The organism is Streptomyces luteireticuli (genome assembly GCF_041519305.1).
GTDB lineage: Bacteria > Actinomycetota > Actinomycetes > Streptomycetales > Streptomycetaceae > Streptomyces > Streptomyces luteireticuli.
On the sequence record NZ_CP167927.1, the window covers coordinates 4414701 to 4440143 of the forward strand.

At 72.9% G+C, this 25443-nt stretch carries 28 protein-coding genes; 16 read left to right on the forward strand and 12 right to left on the reverse strand.

The window, feature by feature from the left end; genetic code table 11:
• Positions 1 to 364 precede the first annotated feature (364 nt).
• Positions 365 to 1834 (forward strand): replicative DNA helicase, encoded by a 1470-nt coding sequence (gene dnaB, locus AB8735_RS19615; protein WP_344028729.1) that lies wholly within the window; start codon positions 365 to 367, stop codon positions 1832 to 1834.
• 79 nt (positions 1835 to 1913) lie between these two features.
• On the opposite strand, the gene AB8735_RS19620 is transcribed toward dnaB, so the two are convergent.
• Entirely contained in the window at positions 1914 to 2498 is a 585-nt protein-coding gene (locus tag AB8735_RS19620) for a YceI family protein (protein ID WP_344028731.1), read from the reverse strand.
• A 102-nt stretch (positions 2499 to 2600) separates the two neighbouring features.
• On the opposite strand from AB8735_RS19620, the gene AB8735_RS19625 reads away from it, so the two are divergent.
• Together AB8735_RS19625 and AB8735_RS19630 are read left to right on the forward strand one after the other, a co-directional pair.
• Positions 2601 to 3101 carry a MarR family winged helix-turn-helix transcriptional regulator gene (locus tag AB8735_RS19625; RefSeq protein ID WP_372408623.1) on the forward strand — a complete coding sequence of 167 codons (501 nt, stop codon included), beginning with the start codon at positions 2601 to 2603 and terminating at the stop codon, positions 3099 to 3101.
• 94 nt (positions 3102 to 3195) lie between these two features.
• On the forward strand, positions 3196 to 4191 hold the full coding sequence (locus AB8735_RS19630; RefSeq protein ID WP_372408624.1) for a GlxA family transcriptional regulator: 996 nt from the start codon (positions 3196 to 3198) through the stop codon (positions 4189 to 4191).
• On the opposite strand, the gene AB8735_RS19635 is transcribed toward AB8735_RS19630, so the two are convergent.
• On the reverse strand, positions 4175 to 4816 hold the full coding sequence (locus tag AB8735_RS19635; protein WP_372408625.1) for an NAD(P)-dependent oxidoreductase: 642 nt from the start codon (positions 4814 to 4816) through the stop codon (positions 4175 to 4177). The genes AB8735_RS19630 and AB8735_RS19635 overlap by 17 nt on opposite strands.
• Positions 4817 to 4865: 49 nt before the next feature.
• Positions 4866 to 5744 (reverse strand): EamA family transporter, encoded by an 879-nt coding sequence (locus AB8735_RS19640; RefSeq protein ID WP_372408626.1) that lies wholly within the window; start codon positions 5742 to 5744, stop codon positions 4866 to 4868.
• Positions 5745 to 5831: 87 nt separating this feature from the next.
• Between AB8735_RS19640 and AB8735_RS19645 the strand changes: the two genes are divergently transcribed.
• Positions 5832 to 6332: a MarR family transcriptional regulator gene (locus AB8735_RS19645; RefSeq protein ID WP_344028748.1), complete on the forward strand. Its 501-nt coding sequence runs from the start codon at positions 5832 to 5834 to the stop codon at positions 6330 to 6332.
• A 36-nt stretch (positions 6333 to 6368) separates the two neighbouring features.
• Here AB8735_RS19645 and AB8735_RS19650 read toward each other — a convergent pair whose 3' ends face one another.
• Positions 6369 to 6794 (reverse strand): carboxymuconolactone decarboxylase family protein, encoded by a 426-nt coding sequence (locus tag AB8735_RS19650; RefSeq protein ID WP_344029044.1) that lies wholly within the window; start codon positions 6792 to 6794, stop codon positions 6369 to 6371.
• A 155-nt stretch (positions 6795 to 6949) separates the two neighbouring features.
• Here AB8735_RS19650 and AB8735_RS19655 point away from each other — a divergent pair, with 155 nt between their 5' ends.
• The 4 genes from AB8735_RS19655 (at position 6950) to AB8735_RS19670 (ending at position 12093) form a co-directional block, all read left to right on the forward strand.
• On the forward strand, positions 6950 to 8371 hold the full coding sequence (locus AB8735_RS19655) for a PLP-dependent aminotransferase family protein (protein WP_372408627.1): 1422 nt from the start codon (positions 6950 to 6952) through the stop codon (positions 8369 to 8371).
• A gap of 36 nt (positions 8372 to 8407) precedes the next feature.
• Positions 8408 to 9790: a serine hydrolase domain-containing protein gene (locus AB8735_RS19660; protein ID WP_372408628.1), complete on the forward strand. Its 1383-nt coding sequence runs from the start codon at positions 8408 to 8410 to the stop codon at positions 9788 to 9790.
• A gap of 127 nt (positions 9791 to 9917) precedes the next feature.
• A complete protein-coding gene (locus tag AB8735_RS19665; protein ID WP_372411877.1) occupies positions 9918 to 11006 on the forward strand; it encodes an alanine--glyoxylate aminotransferase family protein in 1089 nt (362 codons plus the stop codon).
• Positions 11007 to 11319: 313 nt separating this feature from the next.
• Positions 11320 to 12093, forward strand: a complete 774-nt coding sequence (locus tag AB8735_RS19670; RefSeq protein ID WP_372408629.1) for a TetR/AcrR family transcriptional regulator — start codon at positions 11320 to 11322, stop codon at positions 12091 to 12093.
• Here the strand turns inward: AB8735_RS19670 and AB8735_RS19675 are convergent.
• Both AB8735_RS19675 and AB8735_RS19680 read right to left on the reverse strand, forming a co-directional pair.
• Entirely contained in the window at positions 12064 to 12543 is a 480-nt protein-coding gene (locus AB8735_RS19675) for an N-acetyltransferase family protein (RefSeq protein WP_372408630.1), read from the reverse strand. The genes AB8735_RS19670 and AB8735_RS19675 overlap by 30 nt on opposite strands.
• A 74-nt stretch (positions 12544 to 12617) precedes the next feature.
• A complete protein-coding gene (locus AB8735_RS19680; RefSeq protein ID WP_344028762.1) occupies positions 12618 to 13079 on the reverse strand; it encodes a MarR family transcriptional regulator in 462 nt (153 codons plus the stop codon).
• Between the two features lie 163 nt (positions 13080 to 13242).
• Here AB8735_RS19680 and AB8735_RS19685 point away from each other — a divergent pair, with 163 nt between their 5' ends.
• The 4 genes from AB8735_RS19685 (at position 13243) to AB8735_RS19700 (ending at position 17783) form a co-directional block, all read left to right on the forward strand.
• The gene (locus AB8735_RS19685; protein ID WP_372408631.1) at positions 13243 to 14502 is read left to right on the forward strand and encodes an MFS transporter; all 1260 of its coding nucleotides are present in this window, start codon (positions 13243 to 13245) and stop codon (positions 14500 to 14502) included.
• Positions 14503 to 14580: 78 nt separating this feature from the next.
• On the forward strand, positions 14581 to 15216 hold the full coding sequence (locus AB8735_RS19690; protein ID WP_372408632.1) for an HAD family hydrolase: 636 nt from the start codon (positions 14581 to 14583) through the stop codon (positions 15214 to 15216).
• A gap of 784 nt (positions 15217 to 16000) precedes the next feature.
• A complete protein-coding gene (locus tag AB8735_RS19695; RefSeq protein ID WP_372408633.1) occupies positions 16001 to 17113 on the forward strand; it encodes a globin domain-containing protein in 1113 nt (370 codons plus the stop codon).
• A gap of 43 nt (positions 17114 to 17156) precedes the next feature.
• Positions 17157 to 17783: a pyridoxamine 5'-phosphate oxidase family protein gene (locus AB8735_RS19700; protein WP_372408634.1), complete on the forward strand. Its 627-nt coding sequence runs from the start codon at positions 17157 to 17159 to the stop codon at positions 17781 to 17783.
• A 6-nt stretch (positions 17784 to 17789) separates the two neighbouring features.
• On the opposite strand, the gene AB8735_RS19705 is transcribed toward AB8735_RS19700, so the two are convergent.
• Together AB8735_RS19705 and AB8735_RS19710 are read right to left on the reverse strand one after the other, a co-directional pair.
• Positions 17790 to 18287 carry an NUDIX hydrolase gene (locus AB8735_RS19705; RefSeq protein WP_344028774.1) on the reverse strand — a complete coding sequence of 166 codons (498 nt, stop codon included), beginning with the start codon at positions 18285 to 18287 and terminating at the stop codon, positions 17790 to 17792.
• A gap of 77 nt (positions 18288 to 18364) precedes the next feature.
• Positions 18365 to 19261, reverse strand: a complete 897-nt coding sequence (locus AB8735_RS19710; RefSeq protein ID WP_372408635.1) for a LysR family transcriptional regulator — start codon at positions 19259 to 19261, stop codon at positions 18365 to 18367.
• A gap of 344 nt (positions 19262 to 19605) precedes the next feature.
• Between AB8735_RS19710 and AB8735_RS19715 the strand changes: the two genes are divergently transcribed.
• Entirely contained in the window at positions 19606 to 19878 is a 273-nt protein-coding gene (locus tag AB8735_RS19715; protein WP_344028907.1) for a hypothetical protein, read from the forward strand.
• Positions 19879 to 19886: 8 nt separating this feature from the next.
• On the opposite strand, the gene AB8735_RS19720 is transcribed toward AB8735_RS19715, so the two are convergent.
• A complete protein-coding gene (locus tag AB8735_RS19720) occupies positions 19887 to 20267 on the reverse strand; it encodes a phage holin family protein (RefSeq protein WP_344028911.1) in 381 nt (126 codons plus the stop codon).
• A 78-nt stretch (positions 20268 to 20345) separates the two neighbouring features.
• Here AB8735_RS19720 and AB8735_RS19725 point away from each other — a divergent pair, with 78 nt between their 5' ends.
• The 3 genes from AB8735_RS19725 to AB8735_RS19735 all read left to right on the forward strand — a co-directional run bounded on the left by AB8735_RS19725 (position 20346) and on the right by AB8735_RS19735 (position 21977).
• Positions 20346 to 20663: a cupin domain-containing protein gene (locus AB8735_RS19725; protein ID WP_372408636.1), complete on the forward strand. Its 318-nt coding sequence runs from the start codon at positions 20346 to 20348 to the stop codon at positions 20661 to 20663.
• 151 nt (positions 20664 to 20814) lie between these two features.
• Positions 20815 to 21036, forward strand: a complete 222-nt coding sequence (locus tag AB8735_RS19730) for a DUF5326 family protein (RefSeq protein ID WP_344028918.1) — start codon at positions 20815 to 20817, stop codon at positions 21034 to 21036.
• Between the two features lie 494 nt (positions 21037 to 21530).
• Positions 21531 to 21977 carry an SsgA family sporulation/cell division regulator gene (locus AB8735_RS19735; RefSeq protein WP_049719032.1) on the forward strand — a complete coding sequence of 149 codons (447 nt, stop codon included), beginning with the start codon at positions 21531 to 21533 and terminating at the stop codon, positions 21975 to 21977.
• Here the strand turns inward: AB8735_RS19735 and AB8735_RS19740 are convergent.
• The 3 genes from AB8735_RS19740 to AB8735_RS19750 form a co-directional block, all read right to left on the reverse strand.
• Entirely contained in the window at positions 21974 to 23494 is a 1521-nt protein-coding gene (locus AB8735_RS19740) for an SPFH domain-containing protein (protein ID WP_372411878.1), read from the reverse strand. The two genes, AB8735_RS19735 and AB8735_RS19740, sit on opposite strands and share 4 nt — an antisense overlap.
• Before the next feature lie 169 nt (positions 23495 to 23663).
• Positions 23664 to 23864 carry a hypothetical protein gene (locus tag AB8735_RS19745; protein ID WP_344028926.1) on the reverse strand — a complete coding sequence of 67 codons (201 nt, stop codon included), beginning with the start codon at positions 23862 to 23864 and terminating at the stop codon, positions 23664 to 23666.
• Between the two features lie 44 nt (positions 23865 to 23908).
• Positions 23909 to 25414 (reverse strand): YibE/F family protein, encoded by a 1506-nt coding sequence (locus tag AB8735_RS19750; RefSeq protein ID WP_372408637.1) that lies wholly within the window; start codon positions 25412 to 25414, stop codon positions 23909 to 23911.
• Between the last annotated feature and the right edge of the window lie 29 nt (positions 25415 to 25443).

The window sequence follows — 25443 nt, forward strand, 5'->3', positions numbered from 1 at the left end:
CCGAGCGGGAAAGTTTTTCTCCTCAACAGCCGGTGGATGGCAAAAGGCCAGGTCAGAGGTGGTGCCTCGGAGGTTTCCCGGGTTTGTCCACAGCGGTTTCCCCCGGCTCGTGCACAGGATCCGGGGGGTTCTCCACAGGATGGGGCCCGTCGTCCACACCTCCTGTGGATAACCAGATTGGCTGACGGTGCCCGCGGGCCTACCGTGGACCGGCGCCCGCCGTCCGTTTCCGTCCCGCCGACAGCGTCATCATCGGTGTCGCCACAGGCGTCATACAAGCGGAACCGGGCGTCTTGTTTGTCGGTGCCGTGGTCTAAGAAGGAGAGCACGGCGAGGTCCGCGACGCGGACGGGAGGAGGCGACGGTGAGCGTCCACGAGCCCATGGACGAGCCCTGGGGCGACGGCCCGGGCGACCGTCTGCCGTTCCCCCGGCGCGGGGGCGGGGGTAAGGGCCGCGAGCAGCGGGACGGCGAGGACGGCGGTTCCTGGCAGGGGTCGCAGGGCGGGGGCTTCGAGCGTGTCCCGCCGCAGGACCTCGACGCGGAGCAGTCGGTGCTCGGCGGCATGCTGCTCTCCAAGGACGCCATCGCCGACGTCGTCGAGATCCTCAAGGGCAACGACTTCTACCGGCCCGCCCACGAGACCGTCTACCAGGCGATCCTCGACCTCTACGCCAAGGGCGAGCCGGCCGACCCGATCACGGTCGCGGCCGAGCTCACCAAGCGCGGCGAGATCTCCCGCGTCGGCGGGGCGGCCTATCTGCACACCCTGGTCCAGACCGTCCCCACCGCGGCCAACGCCGAGTACTACGCCGAGATCGTCCACGAGCGCGCCGTCCTGCGCCGCCTGGTCGAGGCGGGTACGCGGATCACGCAGATGGGATATGCGGCCGACGGCGACGTGGACGACATCGTCAACAACGCCCAGGCCGAGATCTACGCGGTTACCGAGCAGCGCACCACCGAGGACTACCTCCCGCTCGGCGACATCATGGAGGGCGCGCTCGACGAGATCGAGGCGATCGGTTCGCGCAGCGGCCAGATGTCCGGCGTTCCGACGGGCTTCACCGACCTCGACGCCCTGACGAACGGCCTGCACCCGGGCCAGATGATCGTCATCGCCGCCCGTCCCGCGATGGGCAAGTCGACGCTCGCGCTGGACTTCGCCCGGGCCTGCTCGATCAAGAGCAATCTGCCGAGCGTGATCTTCTCCCTCGAAATGGGCCGCAACGAGATCGCGATGCGCCTGCTGTCCGCCGAGGCCCGGGTCGCCCTGCACCACATGCGCTCCGGCTCCATGACGGACGAGGACTGGACGCGGCTCGCCCGCCGCATGCCCGACGTCTCCGCCGCGCCGCTCTACATCGACGACTCGCCGAACCTGTCGATGATGGAGATCCGCGCCAAGTGCCGCCGCCTGAAGCAGCGCAACGACCTCAAGCTGGTCGTCATCGACTACCTCCAGCTGATGCAGTCGGGCGGCGCCCGCCGCCCCGAGAGCCGTCAGCAGGAGGTCTCGGACATGTCGCGTAACCTCAAGCTCCTCGCCAAGGAGCTGGAGGTCCCGGTCATCGCCCTGTCCCAGCTGAACCGAGGCCCCGAGCAGCGTACGGACAAGAAGCCGATGGTCTCCGACCTCCGTGAGTCGGGTTCGATCGAGCAGGACGCCGACATGGTCATCCTGCTGCACCGCGAGGACGCCTACGAGAAGGAGTCCCCGCGCGCGGGCGAGGCCGACCTGATCGTCGCCAAGCACCGTAACGGCCCGACGGCCACGATCACGGTGGCCTTCCAGGGCCACTACTCGCGCTTCGTGGACATGGCGCAGACGTAAGGGCGCCGGCGCGGCGGTCCGGTGCCGGTGTGCTTCCTCTTCCCCGGAGACCCCCGTCCTCCGGGGAAGAGGCGCACGGTCACTGCCGGTTGGCCTCGACCTCCAGCGAGATCGTGATCTTCTCGCCCACGGCCCCGCCCGCCGGGCCGGCCGTGACGCCGAAGTCGGAGCGGTTGATCTCGGCGGTGGCCGAGAAGCCGGCGGCGGGGTTGCCGTCGACGCCGGTGCCGAAGCCGTTCACCTCCAGGGAGAGGGTGACGGGACGGGTGACGCCGCGCAGGGTGAGGTCCCCGTCGACCAGGAAGCCGTCGTCCGCGGCGCGCACGCCGGTGGAGGCGAAGGTCATCTCCGGGAAGGTCCGGGTGTCGAGGAAGTCCGCGCTGTGGATGTGCCCGTCGCGCTGGCCGTTTCCAGTGGAAACGGAGTCCGTCCGGACGGTCGCGGTGACCGAGGACTCCAGCGGGTTCTCCGCCAGGACGATCCGTCCCTCGAAGGAGTCGAAGCGCCCGCGGACCTTGGCGATGCCCAAGTGACGGACGGAGAAGGAGACTTCCGAGTGGTTCGGGTCGATGGCCCAGGTCCCGGTGGTGTAGCCGGGGACGGCCGCGAGCAGTGCCGCGACGGACGGGGCGGGCGGGGCGGACGGGTTGGGCGAAGCAGGCATCAAAGGCCCCCAGAAAGCTAGAGGTTGAAAAGTGATCTGCTGAGCTCTCAAGCAACATAGCCGCTCCGTGTTGAGAGCTCAACTACTTGTTAGGCTGGAGTTATGACCGATCACTCAGAGACCCGCTGGCTCGACGACCGCGAACAGCAGATCTGGCGCACCTTCATGTCGGCCAGCATCGAGCTCCAGGCCCATCTCGACCGTCAGCTGCGGGTCGACGCCGGGATGCCCGTCGCGTACTACGAGATCCTGGTCATGCTCTCCGAGACCCCCGAGCGGGCCCTGCGGATGAGCCGGCTGGCAGAGCTCTGCAACTCCTCGCGCAGCCGTCTCTCCCATGCCGTCGCCGCCATGGAGAAGTCCGGCTGGGTCAGCCGCTGCGCCATCGAGGGGGACCGGCGCGGGGCGGTGGCCAGGCTCACCGACGCCGGGTACGAGGCGCTGCGGCAGGCGGCCCCCGGTCACGTCACCGAGGTCCGCGAGACGCTGTTCGAGGCACTGACCGAGGAGCAGCTCCGCGCGCTGGGGGAGATCGCTGCGGCGCTCAAGGCGCGGCTGAAGGAACGGGGTTGTTCGCGGTACGGGCGCGGCGAGAACTGTTGACCTTCGGGTAACCGGAGGACCCGATCCGTCCGCGCGAGGTTTCACGTGAAACCTCGCGCCCCCCAGGGCTCCGCCCCTCTGCGACGATGGAGCCATGCACCGCGTCGGAGTCCTCGCCCTCGACGGCGTCATCCCCTTCGAGCTCGGGGTTCCCTCCCGCATCTTCGGTGCCGCGCGGGACTCCTCCGGGGCTCCGCTCTACTCCGTCGCCACCTGCAGCCTCGACGGACAACCGGTGCGTACCGACGCCGACTTCGCGCTGGCCGTCGGGCATGACGCCACCTTGCTGACGGCGGTGGACACGGTGGTGATACCGCCCTCGCACGGCCTCGGGCCGGTCAAGGAGGACGGCGTGCTGCCGGAGGCGCTGGGGCGGGCGCTGGCGGGGGTGCGGCCGGGGACGCGGATGGTCGCCATCTGCACGGGGACGTTCGTCCTGGCGGCGGCGGGGCTGCTGGACCGGCGGCCGGCGACCACGCACTGGCGGGAGACGGAGCGGCTGCGGCGGCTGTTCACGACGGTGCGGGTGGACCCGGACGTCCTGTTCGTGGACGACGGGGACGTCCTGACCTCGGCCGGTGCCGCGGCGGGGGTGGACCTGTGCCTGCACATCGTGCGCCGCGACCACGGCAGCGCCGTCGCCGACAGGGTGGCCCGCACCTGTGTGGTGCCGCCCTGGCGGGACGGCGGCCAGGCGCAGTTCGTCCGCCGGCCGGTGCCGGACCCCGCCACCGGCGGCACGGCCGCCACCCGCGCCTGGGCGCTGGAGCGGCTCGGCGAGCCCCTCACCCTGGCCGCGCTCGCCGCGCACGCGGGGATGAGCGTGCGGACGCTGACCCGGAGGTTCCGGGACGAGGTGGGGATGAGTCCGGGGCAGTGGCTGGCGCAGCAGCGCGTGGACCGGGCCCGGCATCTGCTGGAGACCACGGACTGGCCGGTGGACCTCGTCGCCGGCCGGGCGGGGTTCGGTACGGGGGCGTCGCTGCGCGGGCATTTCCACGGGGCCGTCGGCGTCTCGCCGCAGACGTACCGGAGGACGTTCCGCCAGGGGCCCGGGCCGCTCGGCGGCCGGCTCAGTAGCCGACGGTGAACCGCGTTCCCCGGTGCCGGGGCCGTTCGGCCTCGTCCACCAGGGCGACGGCGAAGTCCTCCATGGAGACGGCGGAGACGCCGTGCGCGTCGACGAGGAGCTCGTCGCCGCCCACCCGGTAGCCGCCGGTCCGTACGCCCGGTTCGAGGAGCGCGGGCGGGCTGATGTGCGTCCAGTCCACGGTGTCGCCGGCCCGGCGGCAGACCGCGAGCTGGTCGGTGCACGCCTGGGCGATGGGCCGCCAGGCGGCGGGCACCCAGGCCGGGTCGTCGAGCACCGGGCCGCCGCCGCCCGGCACGATGAGGCTGCCGGCGCCGCCGACGAGCAGCAGGCGCGCACCGGTGCCGGCGAGTCCGGCGAGCAGGCCCTCGGCCGCGGTGACGAGGAGGCGTTCGCTGCCGGGGGCGGGCCGGGTCGCGCCGATCACGACGTCCTGGCCGACGGCCAGCCGGGCCACGTCGGCGGGGACGGTCGCGTCGCCGGTGCGGACCCGGACCGCCGGGGGGAGCGTTCCGGCGCGGGCCCGGTCGCGGACGGCGGCGGTGACCTCGTGGCCGCGGGAGAGGGCCTCGGCGACGACGCGGCGACCGACGTTCCCGGCGGCTCCGAAGACGGTGATGCGCATGTTTCTCTCCAGAAATCAGTTGTCCGGGGAATCAGGGGAATCAGGGGAATCAGTTGTTCAGGGCCAACGGGGCGCGGCGGGGGCGTATCTGGGCACCGATCAGGGCGCCCAGGACGACCAGCCCGCCCAGGAGCTGGGGTCCGGTGAGCGTCTGTCCGAGGGCCAGCCAGCCGAGCGCGGTGGCGACGAGCGGGCTCAGCAAGCCGAGGAAGGCGACGTCGGTCGGGGGCAGTTCGCGGATTCCGCGGAACCAGAGTGCGTAGGCGAACGCGGTCCCGACGGTGGCGAGATAGCCGTAACCGGCCAGGTTGGTGCCGGTCAGGCCGCCCGGCGGCGGGCCCTCGACCCACAGGGCGACGGGGACGAGCAGCACCCCGCCCGCGACGAGCTGCCAGCCGGTGGTGGCGAGCAGGGGCGCGGGCGACGCCCAGCGCTTGCCGAGGACGACCCCGGTCGCCATGACGACGGCGCTGCCCAGCGCGGCGGCGATCCCCGGTCCGTCGAGCCGTGCCCCGGACCGCAGGACGAGCAGGCTGACGCCGGCCACTCCCACGGCCCCGGCGGCCACGGTGCGGGCGGACAGCCGCTGCCCGAGGAGTCCGGTGGAGAGCAGTGCCGCCAGGAGCGGCTGGACGGCGCCGATGGTGGCCGCGACCCCGCCCGGGAGGCGGTAGGCGGCGATGAACAGCAGCGCGAAGAACGCCCCGATGTTGAGGGTGCCGAGCACCGCCGACCGCCACCACCAACTGCCGCTCGGCAGACGGCGGGTGACGGCGACGAGGACGAGGCCGGCGGGCAGCGCCCGCAGCACGGCGGCCAGCAGCGGTCGGCCGGGCGGCAGCCACTGCGTGGTGGCGAGGTAGGTGGTGCCCCAGAGGGCGGGAGCGAGGGCGGTGATCAGCAGGATCCTGAGGCGTTTGCTTAGCACTAAGGCAATGTAGCTCACCGCTAAGCTATTTCCTCCGATGTTCTCCCGTGAGGTACCTCACCGCTAAGGCATTGCTAGGGTGGTCCGGTGGCAGATCACGTCGATTTCGTACTGGAGCAGTGGGCCGCCCGGCGTCCCGGGCTGGACGTCTCCCCGATGGGGGTGATCGGGCGCCTGTCGCGGCTGCACCGGCTCGTCGAGGCCGAACTGGCCCGCACGTTCAAGGCGCACGGGCTCGACGCCGGTTCGTTCAACATCCTCGCCACCCTGCTGCGCAGCGCGCCGCCGCACCGGCTCGCGCCCACGGAGCTGATGAGGGCCGGCATGGTGACCTCGGGCGCCGTCACCCAGCGCCTCGACCGGCTGGAGGCCCGTGGCCTGGTGACCCGCACGCCCGACGAGACGGACGGGCGCGGGGTGCGCGTCGAGCTCACGGGCGAGGGGCGGGCGCTGGTGGAGAAGGCGTTGCCGGACCACCTGGCCACGGAACAGCGGGTGCTGTCGGTGCTGGGGCGGGAGAGGCAGGACGAACTCGCCGGGATGTTGCGGGAGTTGCTGGAGTCGCTGGGGGATCGCAGCGAGGGGTGAGGGACTTCCGGGGCTTTCGGGGCTTCCGTCCGGCGGTCAGGGCGTCCCCGGGGTCTTCCGCGTGGTGACGTTCATCCGGTTCCACACGTTCGCCGTGCAGATCACCGCGATGAGCCGGGCCAGTTGCCCCTCGCCGAAGTGGTGTTCGGCGGCCTCGTACACGTCGTCCGGTACCCCGCCGGGCAGCAGGGTCACGGCCTCGGTCAGCGCGAGGGCCGCGCGCTCGGCGGCGGTGTAGAGGAGCGAGTCCTGCCAGGCGCCCAGCTGGTACAGGCGCTCCTCGGTCTCTCCCGCCCTGCGGGCGTCACGGGTGTGGTAATCGATGCAGTAGGCACAGCGGTTGAGCTGTGAGGTCCGGATCTGGACCAGTTCGAGGACGACCGGGTCGAGGCCCGCGCGGGCGGCGCCGTCGAGGGCCAGGACGGCCTTGAAGACCTTGGGGGCGACGGCCTGGAAGTCCATGCGCTGCGCGGTGAGGCCGGTGTGCCGTGCGGTGAGGCCGTGCCGTGCAGTGAGGTCGGAGTGCTTTGCGGTGAGGTCGGTCTTCGTGGCGAGGTCGGTCTTCGTCATGAGGACCACCGTAGGAGCGCCGGAGACCTTGGATAGGGTGCATTTCCATGGCGGAAAACCGGGTCAATCCGATATCGGTCACAGGCGCCGACCTGCACATCGAGCTCTCGGGGGAAGGCAGCCGGCGGGCTCGGCTGACCCGCGCCCTGCGCGGGGCGATCCGCGGGGGCCGGCTCGCGCCCGGCACCCGGCTGCCGCCCTACCGCTCCTTGGCGGCCGACCTCGGCCTGGCCCGCAACACCGTGGCCGAGGCGTACGCTGAACTCGTCGCCGAGGGCTGGCTGGTGGCCCGGCAGGGCTCCGGGACGAGCGTCGCGCCCCGGGCGGAGGCCCGGGTGCCCCGGCCGCGGTCCCGTCCCGCGCCCGCGCCGCGGCCGTCCCTCAGCCTGGTCCAGGGACAGCCGGACGCCGGGTCGTTCCCGCGCACGGCCTGGGCCGCGGCGGCCCGGCGGGCGCTGAACGCCGCCCCCAACGAGGCGTTCGGCCCGGGCGATCCACGCGGCAGGCCCGAGCTGCGGCGGGCACTGGCGGACTACCTGGGACGGGCGCGCGGGGTGCGCACGGACCCCGGACACATCGTCGTCTGCGCGGGGTTCGCGCACGCGCTGCGGCTGCTGTCGGGCAGCGGCGGGCCGTTGCGCGGCACGCTCGCCGTCGAGGCGTACGGTCTGCCGTTCCACCGGTCCGTCCTGGCCGGTGCCGGGCTGCGCACGCGGCCGCTGCCGGTGGACGAACACGGCGCCCGCACCGGCCTGTTGGCCGGCGCCGAGGACGTACGGGCGGCCCTGCTCACCCCGGCGCACCAGTTCCCCACCGGCGGGCCCCTGCACCCGCGCCGCCGGGCGGCGGCCGTCGACTGGGTGCGGGCGGGCAGCGGGCGGATCCTGCTGGAGGACGACTACGACGGGGAGTTCCGCTACGACCGGCAGCCCGTCGGTGCCGTCCAGGGCCTCGATCCGGAGCGGGTGGTGTATATCGGGTCGGTCAGCAAGAGCCTCTCGCCGGCGGTGAGGGTGGGCTGGATGGTGCTCCCGGGGCACCTGGTGGACGACGTCCTCGCGCTCAAGGGGGAGCGGGAGGCCTGGACCGGGGTCACGGACCAGCTGGCGCTCGCGGACTTCCTCGACTCGGGGGCGTACGACCGCCATGTGCGCCGGATGCGCCGGCACTACCGCGACCGCCGGGACCGGCTCGTCGCCCTGCTCGCCGAACGCACCCCGCACCTGGCGGTGTCGGGGATCGCGGCCGGGCTGCACGCGGTGCTGCGACTGCCGCACGGCACCGAGGAGTCCGTCGTCCGGGCGGCGGCGCGGCGCGGACTGGCCCTGGAGGGACTGGCGCCGTACCGCCACCCGGAGAGCACCGGCGAGGCGTACGACGGCCTGGTCATCGGCTATGCGACGCCGCCCGACCACGCCTTCGCGAGCGCGCTGGACGTCCTGTGCCGGACGCTGCCCGCGCTGCCGTAGACCGGGCCGTGGGCGATGGTGATCTACCGTGCCCGGATGGACAGTGCACTTGAGAACGTCGACGGCCTGTTGCCCGCGACCCGCCGGACCCTGCTGCACCGCGTCGCCACCGTCCAGGCCGAGGGACGGGCGCCCTCCCTGGTGGCGGCCGTGGTGCGGGAGGGGCGCACGGTGTGGTCCGCCGGACGGGGCGAGGTGGCGGGCGGAGCACCGGACCCCGCCGGCACGCAGTACCGCATCGGCTCGATCACCAAGTCCCTGGTCGCCGTGGCGGTCCTGCGGCTGCGCGACGAGGGCCTGCTCGACCTGGGCGACCCGGTCGGCAAGCACGTGGACGCGGCGGAGGGCGCCGACGCGACCGTCGCCCAACTCCTCTCGCACAGCGGCGGACTGGCCGCCGAGGCGCGCGGCCCCTGGTGGGAGCGGACGGACGGGGCCCTGCGCCCCGAGCCCGCCGACCTCTTCGGCGCCCGCCCGCGACCGCATCCGGCGGGCCGGGTGTACCACTACTCCAACCCCGGGTACGCGGTGCTCGGCGCGCTCGTCGAACGGCTGAGGGGCGAGCCCTGGTACGACGTGCTGCGCCGCGAGGTGCTGCTGCCGCTCGGCATGGAGCGCACGACGTACGGCCCCGAGGCGCCGCACGCGGACGGGTGGGCCGTGCACCCCTGGGCGGACGCGCTGCTGCCCGAACCGGCCGTGGACACCGGCCTGATGGCGCCCGCGGGGCAGCTGTGGTCGACGGCCGCGGACCTCGCCCGCTTCGCGGCGTTCCTGCTGGACGGTGACGAGAAGGTGCTCCCCGCCGCGACGCTGGCCGAGATGCGCCGGCCGGCGGTGGAGCCGCAGGGCCCCGACTGGTCCCTCTCCTACGGCCTCGGCCTCCAGCAGTTCCGCCGCGACGGGCGGACCCTGGTCGGCCACACCGGATCCATGCCCGGCTTCGTCGCCGCGATCTGGGCGAGCCCGGACGACGGGGTCGCCGCCGTCGGCCTCGCCAACCGGACGTCCATGATGCCGCTGGTGCCGCTCACCGCCGATCTGGTCGGTGCCGTCGCGGAGTTGGAGCCTCGTATTCCGGAGGTGTGGCGGCCGGCCGGGGACGTCCCGGCGGAGCTGCTGGAGATCGCCGGGCCCTGGTACTGGGGCGCGCTGCCGTTCGCGCTGCGGATCCGCGCGGGCCGGTTCCTCGACCTGACGCCGCTGGGCGACGGCGGCCGCGCCGCGCGCTTCGCACCCGGGTCCGACGGGACCTGGACCGGGCTCGACGGCTACTACGCGGGCGAGCCGCTGACCGTCGTCCGGCGCGTGGACGGGAGCGTGAGCCACCTGGACATCGGCACCTTCGTCCTGACCCGCGAGCCCTACGAGCGCGGCGGCGCGGTGCCCGGCGGGGTGGACGAGGGCGGCTGGCGCTGACGGAGCCGTGGCGCAGGGGGCGGCGTAGGGTCGGGGCAGAGACTGGCGGCGCCGGGACGCGGCGCGACACATCTGGGAAGGCATCGTGACTGCGAACTCCGCACCGGCCCTGCTCGACCTCGCGCCGATGGGCGCCGGGCACTTCGCCCGCATCGAGGACAAGATCGCCGCGCTGATGCGCACCCGCGAGACGGTCGTCACGATGCAGGGCGAGGCCCTGCTGCCGCTGGAGGCGTGCATCCGCTCGGCCGTGCGCCCCGGCAGCACCGCGCTCAACGTGGTCACCGGGCCGTACGGCGAGACGTTCGGCGGCTGGCTGCGGTCCTGTGGGGCGGAGGTCGTCACCGTGACGGCGCCCTTCAGCGGGGCGGTGAGCCCGGAGGAGATCGCCGTCGCGCTGCGGGACCGTCCGGAGATCGACTTCGTGAGCCTCGTCCACGCGGAGGCCGCGACCGGCAACACCAACCCCGTCGCCGGGATCGGGCGGGTCGTGCGGGAGCACGGCGCCCTGCTGATGCTGGACGCGGTCGCCTCCGTCGCGGCCGAGCCGCTGCTGACGGACGAGTGGGGCGTGGACCTCTGCATCATCGGCGGACAGAAGGCGATGGCCGGTCCCGCGGGGGTCTCCGCGGTGTCCGTCAGCGCCCGCGCCTGGGAGCGGATCGCCGCCAACGAGGCGGCGCCGCGCCGCTCCTACCTGTCCCTGCTCGACTGGAAGGAGCGCTGGCTCGACGGCGGTCGCGCGGTGCTGCCGCACGCGCCCGCGCAGTTGGAGATGCTGGCGCTGGAGCAGGCCGCCGACCGCATCGCGGCGGACGGCCTGGACGCGATGATCGCCCGGCACCGGGCGGCGCGGGACGCCACCCGGGCGGGGGTCCGGGCGCTGGGCGGCGCCGTGCGGCCGTACGTCGTGCGGCACGAGGACGCCGCTCCGGCCGCGACGACGCTGCGGGCGACGGACGGGGTCGACGCCCGCGAACTCGTCGCCGCCGCGCTGGCGGCCGACCCGTCCGTGCCGCTCCAGGCAGCGGGCGGCTCCCTGGCGAAGGAGATGATCCGCGTCAACCACTACGGCATGGCGGCGGACCGGGGGGTCGTGCTGGCGTCGCTGACGGCGCTGGGGGCGGGGCTGCGGGCGCTGGGAGCGTCCGGTGCGGACGGGGACGGGGCTGTTGAGGCGGCAGGGGCCGCGTGGGATGCGGTGATGACCGGCTGAGGGTCGCCCCGGGTCGGCCGGGGCGCGGTTTGTGGGACCGCGGTCGGGGTGCTGTGCGGGTGCGCGGCGCTCCGGCCGCGGTTTTTTGTGCCCCGGTCCCGCCCTTTCACCTCCCCCAGAGGGGGTGCCCCCATTCCGGGGGCTGCGCCCCCCTCGGTCCCGCAATGCGGCTGCGCCGCATTGTCCTCAAGCGCCGGACGGGCTGGAATTCGCGCCCGGGCGCGGAAACACGCCTTCCCACCCCCACCCGCACCCGCCCTCTAGAATCGGAACCACCACCCCGTTTGACTCCACCCCGCCCGGAGCCTGCCCCATGCCGCGGACCACCTCTCGCCCCGACCGTCCCGCCCCCCTCCGGGCCGACGCCCGGCGCAACCGGCAGCTCGTTCTCCAGGCGGCCCGATCCGCCTTCGCGGAGGCGGGGTTGGGGGTCACGCTGGGGGAGATCGCACGGCGCGCCGGTGTCGGTGCGGGAACCGTCTACCGGCATTTCCCTTCCAAGGAAGCCCTGTTCAGGGCGACGGTCGTGGACCGGATCCGGCTCTTCACCGACACCGCAAGGGAGTTGGCCGACGCCGAGGAACCCGGGGACGTCTTCTTCCGCTACCTCGCCTCCGTCGTCCGGCTCTCCGCCCGGAACAAGGGCCTGTGCGACGCCCTGGAGGCCAGTGCGGAGGGCCGGTTCACCCCCTCGCTGGCCGTCGAGCGCGACTTCCGGGGAGCGCTGGGCGTCCTGCTGGCCAGGGCCCAACAGGCGGGCGCCGTACGGAAGGAGGTGTCGATCGACGACGTGATGGGCCTGCTTCTCGGCTGCCTCGCCATGGAGCAGCGCGGGGGCGCGCCCGGCCGGTTGACCGCCCTCGTGTGCGACGGCCTCCGCCCGGGCCGCAACGTGACGAAACTCCCCCCGAGGGCCCCGGAACAGCGTGACGAAACGCGATGCGCCGTCTGCGGAGGCCCGCTGCCGCCCGCCCGCACCGGCCGCCCGGCCCGTTACTGCGGCGCGGCCTGCCGTCAGAAGGCCTACCGGGCGCGGACGCGCAGCGCGCCGACGGCGTCAGAGGTGGTACTTGAAGCCGAGGTGTGACGCCTCGAACCCCAGCCGCTCGTAGAACCGGTGGGCATCCAGCCGCGTCGCGTCCGAGGTGAGCTGGAGCAGCATGCAGTCCAGGCGCCGGGCCTCCTCCAGGGCCCATCGCATCAGCAGGCTGCCCAGCCCGCGGCTGCGCTCGTCCGCGTGCACGCGCACGGCCTCGACGAGCGCCCGCCGGGAGCCGCGGTGCGAGAGGCCGGGGATGACGGTGAACTGGAGGGTCCCTATGGGGCGGCCGTCGCGCACGGCGACGATCAGCTGCTGCTGGGGGTCCGCGTCGATCGCGGCGAAGGCCGCGCGATAGGGGGCGGGGTCCTCCGGTGTCTCGCGCCGCGCGCCGAGCGGGTCGTCGGCCAGCATGGCCACGATGGCGGGAACGTCGTCGGCGGTCGCGCGCCGGATCTCGACGCCGCTCGTGAGGATGTCGCTCGTGAGGTCGCTCATGAGCGGGACCCTATGCGCGTGACCCGCTCTTCACGAGGCCGTCGCGAGGCCGTCGCGGGGTTGCCGCGGGGGTGTCACGAGGTCGGAGCGAGGGATTCCACCGCGGCGACGAGCGGCGCCAACTCCGGCCGCGCGGACGCCTCCTTGAGCGCCCGGTACAGCGCCGCGTCGTTCGTCGGCCGCGCCTCGGCGAGCAGCGCGAGGCCGGCCTCGGTGACGTCGGTGTAGATGCCGCGCCGGTCGGTGTCGCAGAGGTAGCGGGTCAGCAGGCCGCGGTCCTCCAGCCGGTTGACCAGGCGGGTCGTGGCGCTCTGGCTGAGCACGACCGCGTCGGCTACCTCGTTCATCCGCAGGTGTCCGCCCTCGCCGCTGTGCTGGCGGCTGAGCACGTCCAGGACGGAGAACTCGCGCACGCTCAGGCCGTGCCCCGACTGGAGCGCCCGCTCGATGTGCGACTCGATGCGGCCGTGCAGCGCGGAGAGCGCGCACCAGCCCTGGGCCAGGCCCGCCAGCGCGGGATCCAGGGTGCGAGACATGGGTTTGCCCTCCTTCGTGACGTCCGCCGCCCTCAGGATAGCCCCCTGGTGCAATAGCCCGCGCTTGCAAGTAGACGGCGTCTGCAATTATTGTGGACGCCGGTAAGGCCCGCATGCATAGAAGTGGTGCCGCCCCGAACATCCCCGATCCAAGGACCCCCTCATGCCCCTCGCCCTGCTGGCGCTCGCCATCGGCGCCTTCGGTATCGGCACCACCGAATTCGTCACCTCGGGCCTGCTCCCGGAGGTGGCGGAGGAGTTCGGCGTCTCCGTCCCCACCGCCGGTTACCTGACCACCGGATACGCGCTCGGCGTCGTCGTCGGCGCGCCGATCCTGGCGATCGTCGGGAGCCGGGTCTCCCGCAAGAAGATGCTGATCTCGCTGATGGGCCTGTTCACGGCCGGCAACGCGCTCTCCGCCGTCGCGCCCGTCTTCGGCGTGATGCTCGCCGGGCGGATCGTCGCCTCCCTGGCGCACGGAGCGTTCTTCGGCATCGGCGCGATCGTCGCCGCGGGGCTGGTCGCCCCGCAGAAGAAGGCGGCCGCCATCTCGATGATGTTCACCGGGCTGACGGTCTCCAACATCGTCGGCGTGCCCTTCGGCACGATGCTCGGCCAGGGCGCGGGCTGGCGCGTCACCTTCGGCGTCATCGCCGGTCTGGGACTGGTCGCGATGCTGGGCATAGCGACCCTCGTCCCGCGGCTGCCGATGCCCGAACGCACCCGTATCGGCGGGGAGATGGCCGCCTTCCGCAACCCGCAGGTGCTGCTCGCGATGGCCATGACCGTCCTCGGCTTCGGCGGTGTCTTCACCCTGAGCACCTATATGGCCCCGATCCTCACCGACGTCGTCGGCTACGCGCCGTCCTCCGTGACCTGGCTGCTCGTGCTGTTCGGCGTCGGCATGTTCGCCGGCAACCTCGTCGGCGGCCGGCTCGCCGACCGGGCGCTGATGCCGCTGCTGTTCACGGGGCTCGCCGGGCTCACCGCGGCCCTCGCCCTGATGCCGCTCGCCACCCACAGCAAGGTCGCCACGGCCGTCGCCATCCCGCTGATCGGCGCCTTCGGCTTCGCGACGGTTCCGCCGCTGCAGAAGCGGGTGCTCGACCAGACCGCCGACGCCCCCACCCTCGCCTCGGCGGTCAACATCGGCGCCTTCAACCTGGGGAACGCCATCGCCGCCTGGCTCGGCGGCCTGGTCATCTCGGCCGGGCTCGGCTACCGGGTGCCCAACCTGGTCGGCGCGGGCATGGCGGCCGGCGCCCTCGTCCTCGCCATGGTCTCCGCCGGGCTGGAGCGGCGCACCGGCGGGACGTCCCAGGGCGGCCGCGTCACGGCCGGCTCCTCGGTCCCGGCCGGCTCCTCGGCTCCGGCGGGCTCCTCGGCCCCGGAAGGGCAGGACGCGGTGGCCGCCGGACGGTGACCGGGTGACCGGGGCGACGGAAGAGGCGGTGGGGCACGCACCGGAAGTGCGCGTGCCCCACCGCCTACGCTCGTCGCCATGAGCAGACTGCACTTGTTCGACCTGGACGGCACCCTGATCCACGGTTCCGCGGCGGCGGTCGAGATATCCCGGCAGCTCGGGGTGGAGCGCGAGATCGACCGTCTGGAGCGGGACTTCGCGGGCGGACGGCTCACTCCCGTCGGCTTCGCGACGGCCGCCTGCGAACTCTGGGGCGAGACCCTGACGGACGCGGCCGTGACGGCGGCCTTCGACGGAGCCCCCTGGCTGGACGGCATCCAGGACGTCTGGGCGGAGATCGCGGCGCGCGGCGAACGGTGCGCGGTGATCTCGCTGTCCCCGCACTTCTTCGTGGAGCGCCTGCTCGCCTGGGGCGCCGACGCCGCGCACGGCTCGCGCTGGCCCGACGTGCCGCTGCGGGCCCCGGTGGACCCCGCGGGCATCCTCGACGCCGGCGCCAAGGTCCGCATCGCGGACCAACTCTGCGCCGCGTACGGGCTGGAGCGCGCGGACTGTGTGGCGTACGGGGACTCGATGTCGGACGCCCTCCTCTTCGCCGCCGTGCCGGTGTCGGTCGCGGTCAACGCCGACCACCACGTGCGGGACATCGCCTCCCACTCCTACACCGGCCGTGACCTCAGGGAGGCGTACGGGCTGGTGGGCGCCCGCCGCTGACCGGCCGCCGCGCACCTGTCGTACGTCGCCGCGTTCGAGTCGGCCACCCTAGCCGCAAGTCATGGGCCCGCGGGCGGAGTTCGGTGAATATGCCGGAGCCGCCGGGCGGGGTGGCAGGCTACGCGCACCGGAACGCGGACGCTCCCCGGAACCGCCGGAGAGCGTCGGACCCACGAGGACCGACGAGAGACGTTCGAGGCGAGTGACGATGGACGGCGGCACCTACGGCAGAGGAGACGAATGGGGCTGGTTCACCCCGTTCGACGGACCTCCGGAGCGAACCCCTCCGGGCCCGGGGGCCGCCCCCGGGCCCGAAGCGCCCCCGGAGCACGGCGAGCCGTCCGGGCAGGGTACGAGCGCCGGTCCGGGCTCCCCGGACCCCCGGCCGGGCGGGGACGCCGAACGGCCGGGCCCGGACCCCGCTCCCACGGCGCCGCGGGGTCCTTCCACCGGGCCGTTCCGCAGGAGTCCTTGGCCGGGGGGAGCGGGCGCCGGGCCGGGGGGCTGGGCCTCCTTGGCGTTGCCGAAGCCCCTGAAGCCGCCGGCCGGGCGGGGCGCCTTCAAAGAGCCGCCGCCGGTGAGCCTTCGGCCGGGGCACCGGCCAAGTCCCCCGGCCCGTAAGGAAACCGACCGGTCCGGTTCCGTTGCCCAGGATGTCCCGGGACCACGGACCCGGGCCGTCGACCGGACGACCGGCCGGGGTGATTCCCCCTCGACGCGCCTGCCGGACACCGCTGTTCCTTCGGCTCCCCCTCCCCGCGGGGACGCCCCGTCCCCCGACACCGTGCTCATCCGCCGCACCATGGCCGAACTGGAGCCCGTCGCCGACCGGGCCGTCTCCTACTTCTACGCGCTGCTCTTCCTCCACCGCCCCGAACTGCGGCCGCTGTTCCCCCCGGCCATGGACGCCCAGCGCGACCGGCTGTTCAAGGCGCTGCTGACCGCCGCCCGGCACGCCGACGACGCCGGGACCCTCACCGCGTACCTCTCCGCGCTGGGGCGCGGGCACCGCAAGTACGGCACGCGGGCCGAGCACTACCCGGCCGTGGGCGAGGCCCTCATCGGGGCTCTCGCCCGGTACGCGCCCCGGACCTGGAACGACGAGGCGGAGGCCGCCTGGGTGCGCGTCTACACCGTGATCTCCCAGATCATGATCGATGCGGCGGCCGACGACGAACTCACCTCCCCTCCCTGGTGGCAGGCCGAGATCGTCGGTCACGAGCTGTGCGGCCCCGACGCCGCCGTCGTCACCCTGCGCCCCGACCAGCCGTACCCCTTCCTCGCCGGCCAGTACGCCGGCGTCGAAACCCCCTGGTGGCCGCGCATATGGCGGCACTACTCCTTCTCCTGCGCCCCCCGCCCGGACGGTCTGCTCTCCTTCCACGTCAAGGCCGTGCCCGCCGGCTGGGTGTCCGGTGCCCTGGTCCACCGTGCACGCCCCGGCGCCGTCCTCCGGCTCGGTCCCCCCGCCGGTTCCATGATTGTGGACCACACCACTGACAACGGCCTGTTGTGCCTGGGCGGCGGAACGGGCATCGCCCCGATCAAGGCGCTGGTGGAGGATGTGGCCGCGCACGGCGTCGCGCGCCCGGTCGAGGTGTTCTACGGGGCCCGGCGCGACGGCGAGTTCCATGTGATGGACGCCCTGCGGGAGTTGGAGCAGGAGCACTCCTGGCTGTCGGTCCGGCCGGTCGTCGCCGACGGGCCGAAGCGCGCGCTCAGCGGCCAACTGTCCAGCGTAGTGCGCGAGTACGGGCCGTGGAAGGACTGCGTCGCCTATCTGTCCGGACCGCCGGAAATGATTCGCAGCGGTGTGGACACCCTGGTCGGCGTCGGCATACCGTCCCACCGGATACGCCACGACTCGATCCACGAGCTCCTGGCGGCGACGGGATGACCGGCGGGATGACGGCGGGGACCACGGAGCGGTGGTGCGTGCGATGGCGGCGAACCGGAACGGACTGCCCGGCAGCGACGGGGAGCACGCGCTGCAGCACCGCCACGGCACCGCCGAGCGCGCCGCCCGCTTCTACGACGAGCAGACGCTGTCCCATGTCAACGCCGGGATGCGGGAGTTCGTCGCCCGGCAGGAGATGTTCTTCCTGGCGACCGCCGACCGGCACGGCGCGTGCGACAACAGCTTCCGGGCCGGCCCGCCCGGCTTCCTGCGCGTGCTGGACGAGCGGACGCTCGCCTACCCCGAGTACCGGGGCAACGGCGTCCTGGCCAGCCTGGGCAACATCGAGGAGAACCCCCACGTCGGCATCCTGCTGATCGACTTCCTGCGGGACAGGGTCGGGCTCCACATCAACGGGAGCGCCCGGGTGGTGGAGGACGCGGTGATGCGAACGGCTCACCCCGGGCTGCCGGTTGACGCGATACCCGGGCGCCGCGCCGCCCTCTGGGTGGAGATCGCGGTCGAGGAGGCGTACATCCACTGCGCCAAGCACATTCCGCACCTGCGCAGGGCGTCGCGGGACGAGGCGGCCGACGGGCGGGCGTGGGGTACGGACGACGCCCGCCGCAAGGGCGGCGACTACTTCGGGGTGCGCGCCGGGCGCCGCTGACCGGGCTCAGCCCAGATCGTCGGCGAGCAGGGCCCGGACCCCTTCGATGTTCTGCGCGAGGTAGGAGCGCAGCGAGGGAGGAACGACCTCCACCGAGGCGATGCCCTCGCGGGTGAAGGGGACGCGGACGACGTCGTAGGTGCCCGACGGCTCGTCCACCTCGGGTCCGTGCCGCCGGGAGAGGTCCATGGCGGCCAGCCGGCAGACGAAGAAGTGCTGGACCTTCACCCCGTGCGCGGCGTGGTGGAGGGAGTGGGAGACGGTGTCGACGAAGGCGGGGACGACGTCGGCGACCTTGCCGCCGAGCTCCTCGTCCACCTCGCGGTGGAGCGCCGCGACGACGGTCTCGTCCTCGGGCTCCACGCCGCCGCCGGGCGTGATCCAGTAGGGCGCCTGGCCGGGCTTGGTGCGTTTGATCAGGATCATTTCGAGGTCGTCGGAGCCGGGTTCCCCGGCGAGCAGGATGGCGCGGGCCGTGCGTTTGACCACGGGTCGTACGGTCATAAGCGACATCTGCCGCGTGCGGGCCGCGGTGAAACCCCTTTCCCGGCAGAACCGGGCTCACCGCCGGAACCCTGGGCTCACCAGGAAACGGCGGCGCGCAGCAGCCACTCGTGTGCCCGGGCGAGGTGCGGGTGGGCGAGCGTCCCGGCGCGGACGACGAGGAAGTAGGTGCGCAGCGGGGGGACCGGGGGGTTGAGGAGGGCGACGACCTCGCCGCTGTCCAGGGCCTCTTCGCACAGATAGCGGGGCAGCACCCCGATGCCCGCCCCCGCGGCCACGCAGGAGAGCACGGCCCGCAGGTCGGGCGCGACGACCGCGCCGGTGGCCACGGGCTTGCTGTCGAAGACGGCGGACCAGTAGCGGGTGACGAACGGCAGGCTCTCGTCGACCTCCACCACCGGCAGGTGTTCCAGGACGCCGAGGCCCTTGTCGCGGACGACGGCCGCGCCGCCGAGCCGGGCGGCCCACCGCGGGGCGCCGACCAGGACGTGCTCCTCGTCGCAGAGCGGGGTGGCGGTGAGCAGCCGGCCGCGGGGGCGCGAGGTGGTCACGGCCAGCTCGTGCCGGCCGGCGGCCAGGCCCTCGAAGAGGTCCTCGGACATGCCGTGGGCGGCGCGCACGGTGAGCCCCTGGGTGATCAGCGGGCTGAGGGCGGGCAGGACGCGCAGGGCGGTGAACTCCGGTGGCCCGGCGAGGTGCAGGGTGCGGTGCGGCCATCGCTCGTCCTGCCCCGACTCGGTGATCTCCAGCAGTGCGTCGACGTGCGGGGCGATCCGGTGGGCGAGTTCGTCGCCGGTGGTGGTGGGGGTGACGCCGCGGGCCCGCCGGACGAAGAGGGGGCGGCCGAGCTGCCGTTCCAGCGTGCGTATCTGGCCGGTCACCGCGGGCTGGGAGAGGCCGAGGAGGGCGGCGGCGCGGGTGAAGGAACCCGCCCGGTGGACCGTGACGAACGTGCGCAAGAGGGTCAGATCCATGCCGTCTCCCCGGCTCGTCCGCCACCGACCGTAGAGGAACTATAAATAAGTCGATAGGGCTGTGTCGTCAGGGTGATTGGACTCTGACGCAGAGTCAACTAGCCTTGTTCGCACGGTTCTTCCTTCGTGCGGGACCGTGGCGGCTCAAGCCATGAGGGGGGAGGCTTGAGCCGCCTCAGTGCTGCCTGCGGCCCCGGGGACGGTGGTTGGTGCCCCGGCCGTCGTGTCCGTTTCCTTACGGCCTTCCTTGCAGCCTTCCTTGAGGCCCCGGTCTTCCTTGAGGCCCCGCTCCGGGAGCTGCCGGAAGCTGTCGGCCCTCGGCGGTCCGTGGCAGTCTGGGACGCATGGAAGAGCGCTCCGGACACGGGCCCGCCGGCCCCCCGTACCGGCGGCGGCCGCCGGTCCTGCCGGGTGAACCGCCGTACTACACCACGGACACGTGTGCCGGCTGCGGGGCCATCGTGCACGGCATCCACGGCCGCTGGACCTGTGCGGCCTGCGGGACGTGCAGCCCGTACCAGGAGCCGCCGGAGGGCTGGGCCTCGGAGATCACCCAGGAGGAGCTGGCCACCAACACGGTCGGGTACGACGTCCCGCCGGAGCCCCGGCGGAGCTGAGCCGGCGGTCAGTCCTTCTCGTCCGGCAGGATCATGTGCATCGCCCAGGCGACGATCGAGATGATCACGCCGCCCACCAGTGCCGAGCCGAAGCCCGCCACATGGAAGGCGAGGTGCAGCCGGTCCGCCAGCCAGCTGGTCAGCAACAGCATCAACGCGTTGATCACCAGCGTGATCAGGCCCAGCGTCAGGATGAAGAGCGGGAACGACAGCAGCTTGACGACCGGCTTGACCAGAAAGTTGACCAGGCCGAAGACGAGCGCCACCCCGAGCAGCGTGAGCGCCTTCGCGGCGGTCGTCTCGCCGCGCAGGGTGATGCCCTTGAGCAGCCAGATCGCCGCTGCGAGGGCCGCCGCGTTGGCGATCGTCTTGACTACGAAATTCTTCATACGTGAGATCGTGGCAGACGGGACCGACAGGTGGGATCCGTCCGCCGCACGGCGGGCGCCCGGAGGAGGAGACGGCGGATGAAGGCGTTCCGGCTGGACGAGCTGGAGGCGGAGCGGGCCGCGAACGAGGGGGCGTACCTGCAGTTCCTGCGGGAGCGGAATATGTCCGCCGGGCTCTACGCGCTGGACGCGGGGGACACGGACCCGCAGGGCCCGCATGTGCAGGACGAGATTTACTTCGTGGTGAGCGGCCGGGCGGCGATCACGGTGGGGGACGAGACGACGGAGGTCGGGCGCGGCAGCGTGGTGTACGTCCCGGCGAACACGGTCCACCGGTTCCATCACATCAGCGAGGACCTCAGGGTTCTGGTGGTCTTCTCCCCGCCCGAGAGCTGAGGGTCGGCCCCGCCTTCCCGTAGGGGGAGGTTCAGGGGCGTACGGGGGCTGTGGGGCCCCCGCCGGCACCCCGGTCCGTCCTAGCATCGAAGCAGGCCCGGGCGACCGTTCCGGGCGACGACGATGCGCGAAGCGGAGAGCAGGGAACGACATGGCTCAGAAGGGGATACTCGCGGGACTGCCGTGGTGGGTGAAGTGGATCGCCATCCCGGTACTCGTGTGCGTGGTGTTCGGCAGCTTGATCGTCAGCGTGCTCGGGTTCGTCGTCGACGTCCTTTTCAAGGCGCTGCTGCTGGTGGCCCTCGTCGGCGGTCTGGTCTTCGTCGTCAAGAAGTTCACGGGCTCCTCGTCGTCGAAGGGCGGCGACTGGTAGGCCGGTCGGTCCGGCGAATTCGTCAACTCAACGAAGCGGGACGCGGGGAGTAACTTCTTCCGTCAGCCGGTACGGCTCGTTCACCCCGGCACCGAGTGTGCGAGGAGGGGCGTGATTTACGCCCCTCCTGCCCGTCCCGCTGTGATTCCAACCGGTTTGCGAGGGGCAGGAGTAGGCCCGCCGAAGCCCCTGTCCCCGGCGTCGCGCCGCTGCGCACCGCCTCTTTGCCGCCCTCGTCGCCGCCCCGCGACGGGCGCCGCCACTTTGGCCAGTTCTCGGATTGTGTCCGCCCGGAATCCGGCGGAACGACTCCGCCCCGTAGTCGAGTCGCTACGCTCCAGAGTCGAAGAGCCGTAAGCTCCCACTCGATCTCTATCAGTAACTGAAAAATCACTCCTTGTGATCCGCAGGGCGTTGTTGTCAGACTATGGCGTCATGAGTAGGGCCATGAGGATCCAATCCCGGCCAAACCGACAAAGACGGGGCATTGGGCGATGCGCGACACAGTTCAGGCAGAAGTGATCATGACGTTCCTCGTCTCCGAGGAGCTGTCCTTCCGTATCCCGGTGGAGCTGGCCTATGACAGCAGCGATCCCTATGCGGTGAAGTTCACCTTTCACCTGCCCGGTGATGCCCCGGTGACCTGGGCGTTCGCAAGGGAGTTGCTGCTCGACGGGCTGAGTCAGCCCTCCGGCGAGGGGGATGTGCACATCGCCCCCGCCTCCGCGCAGCACCTCTCGGACGTCTTCATCCGTCTGCAAGTGGGCGGCGAAGGCGCCCTGTTCCGGGCCGGAGCGGCGCCGCTGGTCGCCTTCCTCGACCGGACCGACCGCGTCGCCCCGCTCGGCGAGGAGCGCTCGGTCGCCGACTTCGACTACGACCTGGCGGCGGCGCTCGACAGCATCCTCGCCGGCAACACCGAAGGGCAGAACGCCGGTTAGCGGCCCGGTCCGGCGCCGCCCTCCCCGGCCGGCCGCCCGGCGGGCTCCCCGGGCTCCTCGACCGGCACCCGCTCGGCGCGTGGTGCCGGGCCCCGGGCCGGGACGCCGGCCCCACCGCCGGGCCGCCCGTCCGCCGACCGCCGGTCGCTCCGGCCGTCACCGCCGCCGCTGCCGTCACCGCCGCTGTTGCCGCCGTCGTTCATCGCCGAGAGCAGCTGCCGTGCCAGCCCCAGGCCCGTACCGCCCATCGTCAGCGCCTTGGCGAACAACTCGGACATCCCGTCGGCGCCGTTCAGCAGCACCATGTGGTCCACGTTCCCGAACGCCTCGGCACCGGCGCGGACGATCTCGGGCCAGTTCTCCGCCAGTTGCTGGGCGACGACCGCGTCCTGGTTCTCCGCCAGGGCCGCCGCGCGGGCCTTGATGGCCTCGGCCTCCGCGAGTCCGCGGGCCCGGACCGCCTCCGCGGCGGCCAGCCCCTTCGCCCGGGCGGCCTCCGCCTCGGCGAGCCCCCGCGCCTTCCCCGCCGCGGCCGTCGCCTCGCCGGTCGCCCGGGTCGCCTCCGCCTCCGCGGCCGCCGCCGTCTTCACCCGGGTCGCCTCGGCCGCGGCCGCCAGCTCCGTCTCCCGGGCCTGGGCCTGCGCCGCCGAGATCCGGGCGTCCCGGTCGGCCTCCGCCAGCGTGCGCGTCTCGTACGCCGCGGCGTCGGCCGGCTTGCGGACGTCGGCCTGGAGCTGCTGCTCACGGCGCTGGGCGGCCAGTTCCGCCACCCGCGTCTCCTGGACCACGACCTCCTGCCGTGCCGCCGCCTCCGCCAGCGGACCGGCCTGCCGGGCCTTGGCGGCCGCGCTGTCCCGCTCGGCCTGGTAGCCGGCCTGGAGGATCTCGCTGTCCCGGGTGGCCTCCGCCATCCGGGCCGCCGCCTGCTGCTCCGCCTCGGTCGCCGCCCGGTCGGCCGCCGCCTGGGCGATCCGGGCGTCCCGCTGGACCGCCGCGGCGTGCGGCGCGGAGAGGTTCTTGATGTAGCCGGTGGGGTCCTGGATCTCATGGATCTGGAGGGAGTCGATGATCAGGCCCAGCTTCTCCATCTCCGTGCCGGAGGCCGCCCGGGTCTCGCCCGTCAGCCGCTCCCGGTCGCGGATCATGTCCTCGACGGTCAGGCCGCCGACGATCGAGCGCAGATGCCCGGCGAACACGTTGTGCACCCGCTCCGGCATGTGCCTCTGCTGGTCGAGGAAGCGGCGGGCGGCATTGGCGATGGAGACGAAGTCGTCGCCGACCTTGAATATCACCACGCCGTGAACCTTGAGCGGGATGCCCTGGTTCGTCACGCAATCCACATTCAGCTCGGCCTCGTTGAGATCGAGGGACAGCTTGCGGACCACCTGCACACCGGGCAGCACCAGCGTGCCGCGCCCGGTGACGATCCGGAAGCCCATCCCCTCGCCGAGGCCCTCCACACGGTGCCTGGAACCGGAGATGACCAGCGCCTCGTTCGGCTCGGCGACCCTCCACATCAGCTTGAACAGCCCGACCACGACGGCGACGGCCACGACCACGGCCCCCGCCAGGATTCCGATGAACACGTCCCGTTCCCCCCTCGTCCTCGTGGACCCACGGGCTGCCGTACATGTCCCGTGCGTCGCACGTCCCGTGCGCTACGACGGCTCCGGTGCCGCCCGCGGTTCAGCGATAGGCCGCCGTCACGTACACCGTGCGCGGCGGCTGGTGCTCCACGACCACCACCAGCGTGCCCGGGGACATGCGCTCGCCCTCCTCCGCCGCGTACGCCAGGAACGCCTCGGCGCCGCCGCGCACCCGGAGCATCACCTCCCCGACCAGCCCGGGGCCGATCGCACCCGTCACCCTGCCCAACTCGCCGATCACGGCAGCCCCCCCGCCTACGTCGCCGCATCCTCATCGCCGCGCCTTCATCGCCGTGCCCGGCGGCGTCGTCCTCCCCCGGACCTCGCACGGCCCCCCGCCGCGGGGCGGGAACCCGTGGTCACAGTGTGCCGGTCGGCACTGACAACGAGCGCCGCCAGCACCGTCGTCACCGGTACCGAGAGCACCAGGCCGATGCTGCCGACCAGCGTCCGCACGATCTCTTCGGCCACCACCTCGCTCGTGGCCACCGTGCCCACCCCGCTGTCCGCGATCGAGAACAACAGGAGCAACGGCAGTGACGCACCGGCGTACGCCATCACGAGCGTGTTGACGACAGAGGCGATATGGTCCCGCCCGATGCGCATCGCCGCACCGTACAGTTTCCGCCAACTCGCGTGCGGGTCCGCCTCCTTCAGCTCCCACACCGCGGAGGTCTGGGTGACCGTCACGTCGTCCAGCACGCCCAGCGAACCGATGATGATCCCCGCGAGCAGCAGTCCCTTGATCTCGATCCCCGGATAGAGGCCGTGCACCAGGCCCGTCTGGTCGTCGGTATTGCCGGTCAGGTGCGCCCAGTCGATGAACCCCGCCCCCAGCAGGCCGATGACCAGCAGCGAGGTGAGCGTCCCCAGAACGGCCACGGACGTACGGGCGTTGAGGCCGTGGCACATGTAGAGCGCGATCAGCATGATCGCGCTGCCGCCGACCACGGCCACCAGCAGCGGGTCCGAACCCTGGAGCACGGCCGGCAGGATGAACAGCGTCAGCACCCCGAAACTGATGGCGAGGGCCACCAGCGCGAAGACTCCGCGCAGCCGTCCGATGACCACTACCGCCAGGGCGAACATCCCGGCCAGCAGGGCCATCGGCACGTCCCGGTCCACATCCGTGACCGAATAGCGCAGGTTCTCCGGCGCCTTGGGCGCATAGGCGAGCACGACCCGCTGCCCCACGGTGTACTGCCGCGGCGCGCCGGGGTGCACGACCTCGGTGAACGAACGCCCCTTGTCCGGACCGGAGGTGACCTCGACGACCGCCGACCGGCAGGAACTCCGCTCGGCGGCGCCCGGACCCGTCGCCCCCTGCTGTCCCTGCGCCCCCGCCTGTCCCGGCCGGCCTGCCTGCCCCGGTTGACCCGTACCGGGGGTGGCGCAATCCGTCTCCTCCACCTTCACCACGCGCCCCGACTCCATGTGCTGGTCGAGGCCGACGCCGGTGTGCTGGTGCGGCGGCGCGCCCCCCGGCCAGAGCACGACGAGCCCCACCGCGACCGCGGCGGCGAAGGGGATCAGCACGGCCGCGATCACCTTGCGCAGATGCGCGGAGACGGGCGCGGCCGGGCCATGGCTGTGCCCATGCCCGTGCCCATGCCCATGGCCGTGTCCATGGCTGTGTCCATGGCTGTGCGCGTGCCCGTGTCCACGGCTGCCGTGCTCCTGGCCGTTCCCGGGGCCGTCCTCAGGGGCGTTCCCACGGTTGTTCCCCCGGCCGTGACGTCCCTGGCCGGGGGAGGGCTGCCGAGGGGGCGGCAGTGGATCGCTGGTGCTCATCGCCCGATCATCGCAACCCCCTCTGGCCC